Raw genomic sequence first — 12994 nt, 5'->3', positions numbered from 1 at the left:
TCACTACCACTATAAAGTAATAGAGGCATAAGAGCATCCCGTCGGATAACTCTTATGCCTCTAAGCTTAGTATTTTTCTTAACTGAGAAAAGTGGAAATGGGGGATGAATATGACCGCCAAAATCGTGTATTTGGAACAGACTGTTCCGGATAATACTACCACGCAAGAACACAATCTATTTATGCTAGACTATCCCGTTTATCAGGTCGAAGCCAATGGCCAGTTAACGCCGGTGTTGAGCACGTGGGGCAAAGTGCTCTCCATCATGATCGATAAGAAAGACCGGTTTAAAATTTTCTTCACGTCGGGGCGGACCTTTGTCCTAGGGAGCAAAAAAATTATGGCTTATGATACGGATGCGGATGGCCTGGATTCAGTGACGCGGATTCACAGCCACGGCTACCAGTTTGCTTCGGAACACCCCACGCTAGTTGCCCAGTCCAGCGCGCAATTGCGCTCGGTCTTTCCTAATATTCGGGTGTTACAGGAAATTCCTCGCGAATACGTCGTCATTGACTGTGAGTTTGGGATTCTCTTTCGCACGCAACGAACGGGCGATCACATCGCCATGGATCGCACGACCATTGATGGTGAGAAGGCGGGGATTTTTCAGCTGGCCGCGTTGGGGTACCGGGGAAACCAGCCCCTGGACATTTATTTCAATCGCTATTTTGACCACCCCGCTTTTGCCGCGGAAATGAAACTGCGCGGTCTCAAAGAAACGGGGACATCCTTGGCCGATTACGAGCAGCAGGCCCGACCGCTGACCGTATTGAAGGACTTTATCCAACAGGTTTTACGGCGGCAGTTACCGCTTGTTTTCTGGGACCAGGGCAATGATCTACGCTTGCTCCGCCACACGCTAGCGGTGAACCTGCCGTATTTAGCAGAAGAGGACCGGGCGGCATTGATGGCGCCACTCTGCGTGTTTGACGGGAGCCTGTACACCAATCAGGTCATTAACCGCAGTAATCATCAGAAGGATACCCACCATTTCTTACCGTTAAATGGCATTGCGGGCCTGCTGAATATCTTTAACCCCAAGCAACACAACGCCTTGTGGGATGCCCAGACCACCCATTTTGTGATCGACGAATTGGCCCGCATTAAGCAGGCTGATCCGGTGGTTATCCAGGAACCCCGGCCGTTAGCGTCACCCATTCTGCAATTGCCAACGGTGGTTTCCGTGCCCATCGCGCCCCAGCCAGCCAGTCAACCGGCAGCAACCACTTTACGCCAGTTGCGAGCAGCGGGGCAGACCTATCGCGAGATTGCCGACCGCTTCGGCCTCAGCACCAGTACGGTATGGCGGGCAGTGAAACGGCGTGAAGGGGTTCGGTAAAGCACCCGTCAGTCCTGCCAAGAACTGGTATTCCTTTAACATTAATTAATTTATAAGGCCTGGAACGTTAATTTTTACGAAAAGGCCGTATAATGAAAACAGTTCAAGGGATAAGGGGATTGATGAATGATGGGAAGATGGCAACCGCTACGGGGATTGTGGCGGATTAATCAGCGAATGGAACAGTGGCGAGCCATGCGGGCGATTAAAGAGGCGTTACGAGTAGCGTACCCCTTTATTTTAGTGATGACCTTAGTGGACGTTGTCGGTCAAAGTTTTTTAGCCTCCAGTGGCTTTTTTTACCAAATTTATCACATTGGGAGTTGGCTGCCTGGCATCGACTTGTGGCAGCAGTTCTTCCAGGCGTTAAGTCTGGTCGTTAACGGTGTGGTGGCGGTCATTGTGGCCTTCACGACCGGTCATTATTTAGCACGCACCTACCGTGGAGATGCCCTAGCAGTTGGTGTGATGAGTGCGCTAGCCTTTCTATCGCTCAACGTGAATTACGATATGCTGGGGATGCCTAATTCTGAGAGCGAAGGCATGTCGTTATTTGTCGAGAACAATTTAGGCCCACAAGGGATCTTTTTGGCCATTGTCGTTGGTCTGGCAGTCGGATGGTTGGGGAGTCATTTAATGGCGAGCCTAACGAATTGGCAGCAACGCCATCCCCGTTTCGGTCAGATGTCCTGGGCCAGCCGGGTCGCGTGGCCGACCATTTTCGTGTTAATCATAACAGTTGCTTTGGGGTATGGTTTCAGTTGGTTCACGGATGGTGGGATGAATGATCTGGTCTATCAGGCACTGAGCGCAGTCGTGGTGAATCCCGGTCACCGGGGCTTCATGATTTTAGGCATCACGACGTTGAGTAATATCTTATGGTGGCTGGGTTTTATTGGCCCCGTTTCACTGGCTGGAAACAGTTCGGTGACCTCTCTGCAGAACCTGGCCTACGCCGTTCAGCATGGGTCTGGTTGGGACGCGCCCAATGCCGTGACGCTTCATACCTTGGGTGATGCCTACGCTAACTTCGGGGGTGCCGGCATGACGCTGGCCCTGTTGATTGCGATTGGTTTGGTCTCCAAGCAAGCTAGTTACCGGCGAGTAGCAGGCCAGACTTTCTTGCCCAATTTGGTTAATTTGAATGAACCCACGCTACTGGGGTTGCCTGTTTTGTACAATCCCATCCTGTTGATTCCCTTTCTAGTAGCGCCCGCAGTGAACATTGTGTTGGCCTGGTTTGCCATTACCTGGAAGCTGGTCCCGCCAATCGTGTATCCGGTGCCACGGACGACGCCGGGACCACTGATTGCCTTTCTGGGTACCGGCGGAGATTGGCGCGCCTTGTTACTTAGTCTGGTGTGCTTGACTATTTCGGTCTTGATCTATATCCCATTTGTTCGGTTACTGAATCACGAAGGGGGCGAGGACCATGCGGCATAGTTGGTGGCGATGGCTTCTCGGGGTGATTGCCGTGCTGGTGATCTTTCTTCCTAGTGTGGGCTGGATGCAACAGCGCATCACGCAATATAAAACAAACTATCGAACGCCCTTGAACCCGACCATCATGGTCCCGGGGTCGAGTGCGAGTCAAAATCGCTTTGATACACTGATTACGCAGTTGCGTAAAGAAACTAAGGCTAGTCATAGTGTGCTAAAGGTCAAAGTGGCCGAGAACGGCCAAATTTCCTACACCGGGTCGATTCGGCAGGGGGATAATCAACCGTTTATTGTGATTGCCTTTGAAAATAATCGTGATGGCTATGAGAATATTAATAAGCAAGCTAAGTGGTTATCGCTGGCGATTAAAGATTTGGTGAAAACTTACCACTTCAATCATTTTTCGGCGCTGGGTCATTCTAATGGTGGGCTGATTCTCAGCCTATTTCTAGAAAAGGACTTCCCGCAGATCAAGCACGTGGCGATTGATAAACTGATGACCATCGCGACACCGTATAACATGGAGTCCGATAGTACAACGACCCGAACGGCGATTCTCAAAGAGCTGGTCGCGGGCCGCAGCAACTTGCCAAAGAAGCTAACCGTGTACTCTGTAGCGGGAACGGAAAATTATTCCAGCGACGGCACGGTGCCAGCAAACAGCGTCAATCAGGGAAAATACGTCTTTCAAAATCAGGTGGCGCACTATACCCAGATTACCGTCACCGGGGATGATACGACTCATTCGGACCTGCCACAAAATAAGCAGATTGTCTTGTTGATTCGGCAATATCTCTTGCAGGAAAACTTGCCGGCCAAGGATCGGTATCAACGGCCCAGCAAGAACCAGCAACGTTCCATTACCGGGGAGACCGGTCTGCCTTAAAGGTTTGGTATAATGGAAAAAAACGGTGGGGGTCTTCTCGGTGAATTTTCGACAACTAGAATATTTTTTGGCGGTCGCCAATGCTGGTCAGATTACGGCAGCGGCGCAACAGCTGCATATGGCCCAGCCGCCACTGAGCTATCAGTTAAAGCAGTTAGAAACGGAGATGGGTGTGACCCTCTTGAACCGTTCAGCTAGTGGCACAACGTTGACGCCCGCGGGACAACTCCTGCGAGACTATGCGCAACAGCTGGTCGATCTCAGAGACCGGGCAGACAGCCAGGTGCGGTCGCTGGGACAAGGACTAGCGGGCGTGTTGTCGGTCGGCGTGATTTCGTCGTCGATTGGGGCAACACCGAACGCCAAGCTGCGCACCCTCACGCGCCATTACCCCAAGGTTCAGATTCGCTTGTTTGAGGACAACACGTATGGCTTGATTGATCGGTTAGAAAAACATCTAATTGATGTGGCTATCGTGCGGACGCCCTTTACGGCACCGGGATTGGCCAGTAAGGACCTGGCTACGGAGTCGATGGTGGCCGTGGTGCCCAAGAAGTATGACCACTTTCCGGCGGCCACGTTAAAGGTCGAGGACCTAGCGACCGTTCCCCTGATTATTTACCGGCGATTCGAGCACCTGTTCCAGGCCACCTTCGCTGAAAAGCAAATGGCACCGTTCATTGCTTGTACCTGTGACGATGCCCGAACAGCGGTCCAGTGGGCCGAGTCTCGGATGGGGGTGGCAGTCGTGCCACAGTCGGTGGCAGAGCAGACGAGTGGCCTGCAAACCAGTGTCCGACAAATTCGGTATCAACCCTGGCGCACGACCCTGAAGTTGGTTTGGCCAGAACAAATCACGCCCAGTCCGCTCCTTCAGCGGTTTATCGACAGCTACTGAGGCTAAGGTCGCGGTGTTCTAGCATATGTTAAATACAAAATAAAAGAAGTTGCCATACGATTTTTGTATGGTAACTTCTTTTGCTTATGAAAGCGATTGTAAGCCTGAACGTTTCCCATTAGTTAAGGGTGGAAATTGGCTGAAAACTGTTGGGATTAAGAAAAACATTATATTTAACACTACACAAATTGAAAGATATAATTTCATAAACGTTGGTATTAAGCCAGCTTCAAATGTGAAACAATTAACAATCAGACAGTGAATTATTCCCTGGCAAACTTGCCGCCATCCCCACAAAGGTTGATAATCGGTTAAGTAAATTGATGAAGGAGGCATTAGTCACTTATGATTCATACAGCCATTATTATGTTGGCCGTGGGTATCTTCGCCGGAATTGCCGGGGCCATTTTAGGTATCGGTGGTGGGATGATCATCACGCCAATCTTAACCCTTGGGATGGGGTTAAACATTAAATACGCGATTGGGGCCAGTATCATTGCTGTTATCGCCACTAGTTCAGGCTCAACCATCGCCTACCTGCGCGATAATGTGTTAAACCTGCGGGTCGCCATGTTCTTGGAAATTGCGACGACCATTGGGGCCATCGTGGGGGCCTTGTTAACCGGGGTCTTGGATCCCAAGTACCTGTACTTGTTGTTCGGATGTTTACTCGTTTTCTCCGGGTGGAACATGTACCGCAAGCTACGGCGCGGGTCCGAAGTCTTACAACGGGTTGAACCGGATAAGATTGCGGCTAAGTTGAAATTAAATGGAACTTACTTTGATAAGGCCGAAATGAAAGATATTGATTACCAGGTTGAAAACGTGCCTGCCGGTTTTTCCGTGATGTTTGGGGCCGGAGTCGCTAGTGGGTTACTGGGCATTGGGTCCGGGGCCTTCAAGGTGATGGCATTGGATACCTTCATGAAGATGCCACTGAAACCTTCCAGCTCAACGTCCAACTTGATGATGGGGGTTACGGCGGCAGCGAGTGCCACGGTGTACTTCTTTAACGGCGCGATTTTACCAGGGATTGCCGTTCCCATGGCCTTAGGAATCTTGGGCGGTGCCGTGATTGGTTCACGGATCATGCAAGTTCTGCCAGCACGGTGGATTCGGATCGTCTTTATTCCAATTATCTTGTACATTGGATTTGAAATGTTATTTAAAGGATTGGGGGTTCACTTCTAATGGCACCAAAACCAGCAACGACCGCCAGAGAAATGGCACAGGTCGAAACCATTATTGGGCGAATTCTTCAGGTCGGCGTTATTTTCTCCGCCATTGTGATGTTGATTGGCTTAGCCTTGTTCCTGGTCACCGGTTATTCCGGATACGAAGGGGATTTCGTGCCCCGACAAATGGGGATGATCTTGGCCGGCACGTGGCAATTAAAGCCCTACGCCATCATGATGCTTGGGGTGTACTGCCTGATTTTAACGCCCGTTTTGCGGGTCGTCGTTTCCATCTACGCCTTTTATAAAGAAAAGGATCACCTGTACGTGGCCATCACCACGTTAGTGTTAATTATCTTACTCATCGCCTTAGCGATTGGGGTTAAAGGATAAGCCACAGAATAGAAGAATGTGTGAAGCTCGGGAGGTGACTCTCGGGCTTTTTTTATGGAAAAATGAGCTGGTAAAATCAAGTCGCAAATCAAGTGACAGTTGGCCCGGTTATGCTAAACTAAAAGGTAAGCAGATTTTCAGAAACGAGAGGCGACTCACCGTGGGAACACGTAAGACCGAGCAATGGCGGCGGAATTTAGCCGTCTTGTGGTTAGGGACATTTATTGCTGGCATGGGATTCAGTGAAATCATGCCATTTATTTCGTTATACGTCGATGACCTGGGGACGTACACCAAGGGCCAGCTGACCATGTATAGTGGATTGACGTACGCGGCGACCTTCTTTGTGATTGCCGTGGTCTCACCGTTATGGGGCAAGTTGGCGGATCGGAAGGGCCGAAAACTCATGCTGCTCCGGTCCTCGTTGGGGATGGCTGCTGTCATTGGATTGATGGGGTTCGTGACCAACGTTTGGCAGCTGATTGGCCTGCGTTTTTTACAAGGCTTCTTCGCGGGGTACATCCCCAATGCCAGTGCGCTGATTGCGTCGGAAACGCCGAAGGAAAAGAGTGGTAATGCCCTGGGTATCCTGACGACCGGTTACGTGAGCGGTAATTTGATTGGTCCGGTGTTGGGTGGTATCCTGGCCCAGGTCTTTTCGATTCGGTGGACGTTTATCCTGACCGGGATTTTCCTAATTATCGTGTTTTTCCTGAGCGCAACGCTGGTTCACGAACACTTTACGCCCATCAGTAGGGAGCGCCAGGCGCAGGCCGGTTTTTTCCTGAAACAGGTGAAGAATCCGACCCTCATTGTGGTGTTATTGGTCTCGACCATGTTTATTCAAATGGGCAATAATTCCATTACCCCAATCATTAGTCTGTACGTCCGACAACTGATGCATCATACCGGCCCCATCACGCTGGTTGCCGGGATCATCGCGGCCTTGCCAGGAATTTCAACCTTGCTGGCGGCCCCGAAATTGGGTGAGTACGGCGACCGGCACGGGACGCAACGCGTGTTGGTATTTGGCTACGTCTTTGCCGTCTTGATGTACTTCCCTCAAGGCTTCGTGACCAGCGTTTGGCTACTCGGTATTTTCCGGTTTATGATTGGGATCTCGGACGGGGCCCTGTTCCCGGCGGTGCAAACGATGTTGACGAAGAATGCACCGCAGTCGTTGACCGGGACGGTCTTCAGCTGGAACCAATCCTTCCAGGCCCTCGGCAGTATGCTGGGTGCCATGCTGGGTGGGGTGGTCGCCAACTGGTTCAACTACAACGGCGTCTTTATGTTTACCGCCTTGACGCTGTTATTAAATTTCTTATTACTAGCGTGGTTGGTGCCCGAGATGCGGCAATGGCACAAGCGGCCCGCTAAAAGGAGCATAAATTAATGGCTAACGAGAACTTACCCGCACAGTTTCCCAACGACCCAACTTCATTGAAGGCTATCGACCAGTTTCGGTCGTTGATGTTGAATTACCGAAGTGCGGTTCAGGTCGTTGAAACCAAGATCCACTACCTTGATCAGGAATATCAAATTCAAAATGGCCACACGCTGGTCGACAGTCTCCAGTCACGCATCAAGTCGCCGGAGAGTATCCTTGAAAAGGTGCAGCGCAAACACCTGGACCTTAACCTGCAGACGCTACCGGACCGGATGCATGACATTGCTGGTATCCGGGTCATTGTGCGTTTCGAGGATGATATTTTGTCCATGGAACGGCGACTGGAGAAACAACCCGATATTAAAATTTTGAATCGCAAGGATTACGTCTCAAAGCCTAAGCCCAACGGCTATCGGAGTCTCCATCTGATCCTGGCGGTGCCTGTCTTTTTGGCGGCCGGCGTCCAAGAGGTCACGGTCGAGGTTCAGATTCGGACGATTGCCATGAATTTCTGGGCCTCACTCGAGCATGAATTGAGTTACAAAAAGAACGTGCACCACCAAGATGAGCTACGGCGTGAACTGATTGCCAAGGCCGAGCTGGTGCATCAGCTGGACCAGGACATGAATGGCATTAAGAATCAGATTCGTGCGGAAGAGAATATTTAGTGTGATTTTAAGGGGGTTCGACAGCCAGTCGGGGGTGCTTTTGACGTGGGAAAACGGTGCATTTGTCTGCTAAAGTAACCGTTTTCGTGATAAACTTAACTTATGAAGGGAGCGGATCATATGTTACGAAATAAAGTGATGACCGTTTTAGCCGTTAGCGCACTGGGACTAGGGTTTGAAGGCCTTATCCAGGCACCACAACCGGCGGCCGCTAAGCAGAGCGTTTACCAGAAGATTCCCAAGCGTTACCGGGGGACTTGGAAGCTCAAGCATTCGACGGGTCGCGTGAAAAAGGGCAGTCAGCTGAAGATTAAGGCGCGGGTCTTTAAGAGTGATTTCGGTACATACAAGGACAAGCAATTAGGCGTTCACATTGGTAAGAAGGTCGGCAAGAAGTACGTGTCCGTCTTCCAAATCGCCAATGGCAAGCAGGTTGGCGAGTACAATGTTTTGCGCCGGACGCATTATAAGAATCGGGTCGCACTGAAGTGGACGTTCAACACCTCAACCGCCTACTACGTCAAAGCCAAGTAACGGGTTAACCTTGCCGTTGTCATGGTCGCCGGGCTGGTGAAAACTGGGCCTGGTCGCGTCCGTTCCCGGCGGCGCGCTCAAGGCGCCCTGCTGTGGGGGCGGTTCCAGCCAAAGGGCGGGCTTCCACCTCAACTTTGAGCCTGAGGTGCGGTCTCAAAGGTTGCCCCGTGGGCTAGGCTGGAACAAAACTCCAGCCAAGACCACCGACACAGCTGGTCACCTTGGCGCGCCTCTGGTCACTTCCACGACCGGCCCAGGTTTCCCAGTCCTCCAGCTGACACGGGTTTGACCTGTGGCTGCGATTGGGTCTTGAGGTGGTTGGTGCTGGCTAGAACGTTCACGCCGTTCGCAGTTGAGGCACGTTCTAGCAGTTGTTCTGTTCCGACGTGTACCTGTTCCAACGCGCCATTGTTTTCAGCACGTCACGCCAAGTTTCTTTGTTAAGTTACCTTGCCAAACGGTTTCCTAGTACCCAAACTCTGCTCATCTAGTGATACGCTAAATGGTGAGGGGAGTGGATAGCTATGCTAAAACAATTATTCATGACGACAATTGCTGCGACCACTTTTGGCTTGGGGGCCACCATGTTGACGGCACCTCAGCCAGCCGCTGCGCAGAGCGTTTATCAGTCGGTGCCACAGGCTTATCGGGGGACTTGGAAACTAAAGCACGCCACTTGGTCAGCGAAAAAGAATCTCAAATTAAAAATTACCGCGCGCTCGTTTAAGAGTCAGTTTGGGTCTTATGCGGGCAAGGAACTAGGGGTCTATCAAGGCAAGCACAGCATCTCGGTCTTTAAGATTGCCGGGGGCATGCAAGTGGGGGCGTACAACAACCTGCAACGCACGCGCTACCAGCAAAAGCCCGCCCTGAAGTGGTCGTTTAACGGCCAATCGATGACCTATGTTCGGGCACGGTAAATCAGTTGATACTTAGAACGACAAAGCGCCTGGGGTAATTCCCAGGCGCTTTTACGGCTTACTTCTGTATGGCTGAAACGTGTGCCAAGAGGCAATCAGTTCCGCTCTTTTTCACATCAAAAAAAGCCTCAGCATCAGCCAAGGCTCCGTTTATCGATCAAGCTTAACGTGACTTTTTATCACTGGAAGCTTGGTTATCACGGCTAAGTAGCGTGATTCCGTTGACCGCAATCACAGCGACTACTGCCATCCAGATCCCAATTTTCATGGGTTCCCAAGTCATTTGTTCCAACGTACCACCGATGTAACCCATAACTTCGCCGAAGATAACGGACCAAAAGATCACGACTAAATTAGATTCAAGCCACTTCACACGTGTCACCTCACAATCGTTATTAGTTTACCACGATTAGTCCTTCAACGGGTAATTAAGTTTGCGCTCGCAGGTAATTTTATCACCAATTTATTGCGTGGCCTAACGGAGCGTGGTCGTCTGTGTTGCGATTGGTGGCGTTTTCTAGTATACTGTATGAAATATGAATTAGAGATGGTTGAAGCGAGTGCTTTCAAGAACGGCGTCCTCCTTGGGTTGGGGGGACCGTTTTATGGCGGTCGCTTTTTTCGTGCGAGGGAGGAAACTTGTGGAACTATTAAAAGACTTAACGTTAATCTTATTGGCAACAACCGTGGTGGGTCATTACTGTACCCGTATCGGGATTCCGGCCGTCATCGGCCAACTGCTAGTGGGAGTCCTGGTGGGACCGGCCATGTTGGGCTGGATCTCACTCAGTCACTCACTGGAAGGCTTTGCGGAAATCGGGGTCATCATCCTGATGTTCATCGCCGGTCTCGAAAGTGATTTACAACTGTTGAAACGCTACCTGAAACCCAGCGTGTTGGTCGCCCTCATGGGGGTGTTGATTCCCGTGTTGGGGACGTACGCCGTGGGGATGTTTTACAACCTGGGCGTCACGGAAAGCTTATTTATCAGTGTGATTTTCGCCGCGACCTCCGTTTCAATTTCCGTGGAAGTCTTAAAGGAAATGAACGCGTTAAACAGTCGCGAGGGGACCACAATCTTGGGGGCCGCCGTGGTCGATGACGTGTTGGCCGTTGTGATTTTGAGTGTGCTGGTCAGCACGACCGGGACCGCCGTTGGCGAGAGCGCCGCGCAGTCTAGCAGCCTCTTACTGACCACAATCGAACAGGTGATTTACTTTGCGGCCATTTACTTGGTGGTCCGCTGGTTAGCGCCTTACATGGCCAAAATTGGCGAACGCTTATTGATTCCCATGGGCCCAACGCTGATGGCCATCATCCTGTGTTTCGGAATGGCCTACGTGGCCGAACTCGTTGGCCTAAGCGATGTGGTCGGGGCCTTCTTCGCCGGTATCGCGATTTCCCAAACGACGGCACGCTCCACGGTCGACCGGCACATTGAACCCGTCGGCTACGCGCTGTTCATCCCCGTGTTCTTTGTCAGCATTGGGTTGAACATGGACTTCAATGGTTTGGGCAAACAGATTGGGTTCATCCTAGTCCTAACGGTCGTGGCCGTGCTGTCCAAACTGATTGGTGCCGGGAGTGGGGCCAAACTGGCCGGCTTCTCCTGGGGCAGTTCCGCCGCAGTGGGTGCCGGGATGGTGTCTCGGGGTGAAATGGCCTTGATCATCGCACAAATCGGGTACGCGGCCAAGCTGATGTCACCGGTTCGCTACTCGGCAATCGTGGCGGCAATCATTATCGCGACGCTGTTGGCACCGTTCCTGTTGCGGTGGACGATGGATCGCGTGCACCATGGGGAAGTCGACCGCTCCAAAGTCCGCCCGTCCGAATAAAACTATGGTCTTTGTTGGCGCCTCCGGGCTGGTGAAAATGGGCCGTGACGCTGTGGGCGCACGTCTGGAGCCGAAAGGCGGTCTCCAGACTTACTTTGAGCCGAAGATCACGTCTCAAAGATAGTAGTTGCCTAAGCGGGAAACCCGCTAAGGCAACTTCCACGGCTGAGCCCATTTTCACCAGCCCTGCGGCTGAGACTCGTTTGATTCGTGGTCGGCTGTGTCGGTGTTCCACTCTCTTTATTGAGTAGAGAGTAGAGACTTTTGCTGACGCTGCTGGTCACTTTCACGACTACCACTAAGGAGTTGAAGGCCATGCTACATCGTGAAAACAGAATCCGTCAGTATCATACCAGTTCGGCTGCGGATTTGATTAAAGAAATTATGGAATTTTACCAGATTACGCAAACTGATTTAGCTGACCGATTAGGGGTTAGGGTTAGTCAAAAGAATATTTCTGAAATTTTAACACGCAAAAGATTTATTAACGAAGTAGTGGCATTAAGAATTGAAACTGTTATGGGAATCTCTAGTTCACTATTGTTGGAATTAGATGCAAACTTTAAGTTGCGTCGAGCTAAAGAAGCTGTTGAAAAGTCTACGCCGAAGAACCCCTCTGACAAATTTCTTAAACGATATGATTGGGTAACAGCCTGATTTTCAAAAGCTGAAAGGGTTCAACTTATTAACAAAAATACAATTCAACCGAATGAGTCAACCATCAAATTAACTTGGTGGTTGGTTCATTTTTTGTTCCAAATTTTCACCGTTTCCCATCCTTAGGGAATTGCCTACTTGTCGGTAACGGAAAATGTGATACACTGCAATTGTAAGAGTTTTCACTACAGATTGGAGTGCCCGTCATGTTCCAGACCATTCTAACGGCCGTGATGTTGTATACCGCCACCGCCGTTGACCTGCTCGTCATCCTCTTGATTTATTTCGCCCACGTCAAAGACAAACGCCAGTACCTGGACATCTATTTGGGCCAGTACCTGGGATCCGTGGCGTTGATTTTGATGAGCCTCTTTTTCGCGTTCGTGCTGCACTATGTGCCCGAAAAATGGTTGTTGGGCTTATTGGGATTAATTCCCATCTACTTTGGGATTCGGGTCTGGTTCGTTGAAGATTCCGGAGAGGCCAAGGCGAAGGAACGCCTGCATAGCAAGGGCCTCAGTAAGTTGACCGAGACCGTGGCTATTGTGACCATCGGGAGCTGTGGGGCGGACAACCTCGGACTGTTCGTGCCGTACTTTGTGACGCTGACCCACCAACAGCTCATCGTGACGCTCATCGTCTTCCTGATCATGATCTACTTGCTGGTGTTCACGGCGCAGAAGATTTCCTGCCTGCCGGGGGTCGGCGAGTTCATCGAGCGCTACAATCGCTGGGTCATTTCGGTCATCTATATCGGCCTGGGGCTCTTGATTATTTTGGAAAATGGCACGATTCCACAGCTATTTAAATTTTTGTAAACGAAAAGCTGACACTAACCTGTGAAGGGTTAAC

14 protein-coding genes are annotated in these 12994 nt (G+C 50.9%); 13 read left to right on the top strand and 1 reads right to left on the bottom strand.

Features of this window, described 5'->3' with window-relative positions:
* Nucleotides 1–110 precede the first annotated feature (110 nt).
* The 10 genes from JUF13_RS08585 to JUF13_RS08540 all read left to right on the top strand — a co-directional run bounded on the left by JUF13_RS08585 (nucleotide 111) and on the right by JUF13_RS08540 (nucleotide 9647).
* Nucleotides 111–1343: a winged helix-turn-helix domain-containing protein gene (locus tag JUF13_RS08585; protein ID WP_203639197.1), complete on the top strand. Its 1233-nt coding sequence runs from the start codon at nucleotides 111–113 to the stop codon at nucleotides 1341–1343.
* A gap of 126 nt (nucleotides 1344–1469) precedes the next feature.
* Nucleotides 1470–2786, top strand: coding sequence for a PTS transporter subunit EIIC (locus JUF13_RS08580; RefSeq protein ID WP_203639196.1), 1317 nt, complete (start codon nucleotides 1470–1472; stop codon nucleotides 2784–2786).
* Nucleotides 2776–3669 carry an alpha/beta hydrolase gene (locus JUF13_RS08575; RefSeq protein WP_125764598.1) on the top strand — a complete coding sequence of 298 codons (894 nt, stop codon included), beginning with the start codon at nucleotides 2776–2778 and terminating at the stop codon, nucleotides 3667–3669. Before JUF13_RS08580 ends, JUF13_RS08575 begins: the two co-directional genes overlap by 11 nt.
* Before the next feature lie 40 nt (nucleotides 3670–3709).
* Nucleotides 3710–4567 carry a LysR family transcriptional regulator gene (locus JUF13_RS08570; RefSeq protein WP_203639195.1) on the top strand — a complete coding sequence of 286 codons (858 nt, stop codon included), beginning with the start codon at nucleotides 3710–3712 and terminating at the stop codon, nucleotides 4565–4567.
* 345 nt (nucleotides 4568–4912) lie between these two features.
* Nucleotides 4913–5758, top strand: coding sequence for a sulfite exporter TauE/SafE family protein (locus JUF13_RS08565; protein ID WP_203639194.1), 846 nt, complete (start codon nucleotides 4913–4915; stop codon nucleotides 5756–5758).
* Nucleotides 5758–6135 carry a DUF1634 domain-containing protein gene (locus JUF13_RS08560; RefSeq protein WP_203639193.1) on the top strand — a complete coding sequence of 126 codons (378 nt, stop codon included), beginning with the start codon at nucleotides 5758–5760 and terminating at the stop codon, nucleotides 6133–6135. The genes JUF13_RS08565 and JUF13_RS08560 overlap by 1 nt, the downstream gene beginning before the upstream one ends.
* A 160-nt stretch (nucleotides 6136–6295) precedes the next feature.
* Nucleotides 6296–7531, top strand: a complete 1236-nt coding sequence (locus tag JUF13_RS08555) for a multidrug efflux MFS transporter (RefSeq protein ID WP_203639192.1) — start codon at nucleotides 6296–6298, stop codon at nucleotides 7529–7531.
* Nucleotides 7531–8193 carry a GTP pyrophosphokinase gene (locus tag JUF13_RS08550; RefSeq protein WP_203639191.1) on the top strand — a complete coding sequence of 221 codons (663 nt, stop codon included), beginning with the start codon at nucleotides 7531–7533 and terminating at the stop codon, nucleotides 8191–8193. Before JUF13_RS08555 ends, JUF13_RS08550 begins: the two co-directional genes overlap by 1 nt.
* A gap of 120 nt (nucleotides 8194–8313) precedes the next feature.
* On the top strand, nucleotides 8314–8727 hold the full coding sequence (locus tag JUF13_RS08545) for a hypothetical protein (RefSeq protein ID WP_203639189.1): 414 nt from the start codon (nucleotides 8314–8316) through the stop codon (nucleotides 8725–8727).
* A 524-nt stretch (nucleotides 8728–9251) separates the two neighbouring features.
* Nucleotides 9252–9647 (top strand): hypothetical protein, encoded by a 396-nt coding sequence (locus JUF13_RS08540; RefSeq protein WP_203639187.1) that lies wholly within the window; start codon nucleotides 9252–9254, stop codon nucleotides 9645–9647.
* Nucleotides 9648–9810: 163 nt separating this feature from the next.
* Here the strand turns inward: JUF13_RS08540 and JUF13_RS08535 are convergent, their stop codons facing one another.
* Nucleotides 9811–10020 (bottom strand): YjzD family protein, encoded by a 210-nt coding sequence (locus JUF13_RS08535; RefSeq protein WP_125764614.1) that lies wholly within the window; start codon nucleotides 10018–10020, stop codon nucleotides 9811–9813.
* 268 nt (nucleotides 10021–10288) lie between these two features.
* Between JUF13_RS08535 and JUF13_RS08530 the strand changes: the two genes are divergently transcribed.
* The 3 genes from JUF13_RS08530 (at nucleotide 10289) to JUF13_RS08520 (ending at nucleotide 12960) form a co-directional block, all read left to right on the top strand.
* Nucleotides 10289–11485, top strand: a complete 1197-nt coding sequence (locus JUF13_RS08530) for a cation:proton antiporter (RefSeq protein ID WP_203639185.1) — start codon at nucleotides 10289–10291, stop codon at nucleotides 11483–11485.
* A gap of 315 nt (nucleotides 11486–11800) precedes the next feature.
* Nucleotides 11801–12142: a helix-turn-helix transcriptional regulator gene (locus tag JUF13_RS08525; protein WP_203639183.1), complete on the top strand. Its 342-nt coding sequence runs from the start codon at nucleotides 11801–11803 to the stop codon at nucleotides 12140–12142.
* Between the two features lie 206 nt (nucleotides 12143–12348).
* On the top strand, nucleotides 12349–12960 hold the full coding sequence (locus tag JUF13_RS08520) for a CadD family cadmium resistance transporter (RefSeq protein ID WP_203639181.1): 612 nt from the start codon (nucleotides 12349–12351) through the stop codon (nucleotides 12958–12960).
* Nucleotides 12961–12994: the final 34 nt, after the last annotated feature.

Origin of the sequence: Levilactobacillus wangkuiensis (assembly GCF_016861605.1) — a bacterium.
In the GTDB taxonomy this organism is placed as follows: domain Bacteria; phylum Bacillota; class Bacilli; order Lactobacillales; family Lactobacillaceae; genus Levilactobacillus; species Levilactobacillus wangkuiensis.
Note: the sequence above shows the minus strand (reverse complement) of the source record. Positions and strands in the feature narration are given on the sequence as shown.

Excerpts from the sequence above, each read along its gene's own strand:
- JUF13_RS08585 (WP_203639197.1), top strand. The coding sequence starts at position 111 with ATGACCGCCAAAATCGTGTATTTGGAACAGACTGTTCCGGATAATACT.
- JUF13_RS08580 (WP_203639196.1), top strand. The coding sequence starts at position 1,470 with ATGATGGGAAGATGGCAACCGCTACGGGGATTGTGGCGGATTAATCAG.
- JUF13_RS08575 (WP_125764598.1), top strand. The coding sequence starts at position 2,776 with ATGCGGCATAGTTGGTGGCGATGGCTTCTCGGGGTGATTGCCGTGCTG.
- JUF13_RS08565 (WP_203639194.1), top strand. The coding sequence starts at position 4,913 with ATGATTCATACAGCCATTATTATGTTGGCCGTGGGTATCTTCGCCGGA.
- JUF13_RS08560 (WP_203639193.1), top strand. The coding sequence starts at position 5,758 with ATGGCACCAAAACCAGCAACGACCGCCAGAGAAATGGCACAGGTCGAA.
- JUF13_RS08550 (WP_203639191.1), top strand. The coding sequence starts at position 7,531 with ATGGCTAACGAGAACTTACCCGCACAGTTTCCCAACGACCCAACTTCA.
- JUF13_RS08545 (WP_203639189.1), top strand. The coding sequence starts at position 8,314 with ATGTTACGAAATAAAGTGATGACCGTTTTAGCCGTTAGCGCACTGGGA.
- JUF13_RS08540 (WP_203639187.1), top strand. The coding sequence starts at position 9,252 with ATGCTAAAACAATTATTCATGACGACAATTGCTGCGACCACTTTTGGC.
- JUF13_RS08525 (WP_203639183.1), top strand. The coding sequence starts at position 11,801 with ATGCTACATCGTGAAAACAGAATCCGTCAGTATCATACCAGTTCGGCT.
- JUF13_RS08520 (WP_203639181.1), top strand. The coding sequence starts at position 12,349 with ATGTTCCAGACCATTCTAACGGCCGTGATGTTGTATACCGCCACCGCC.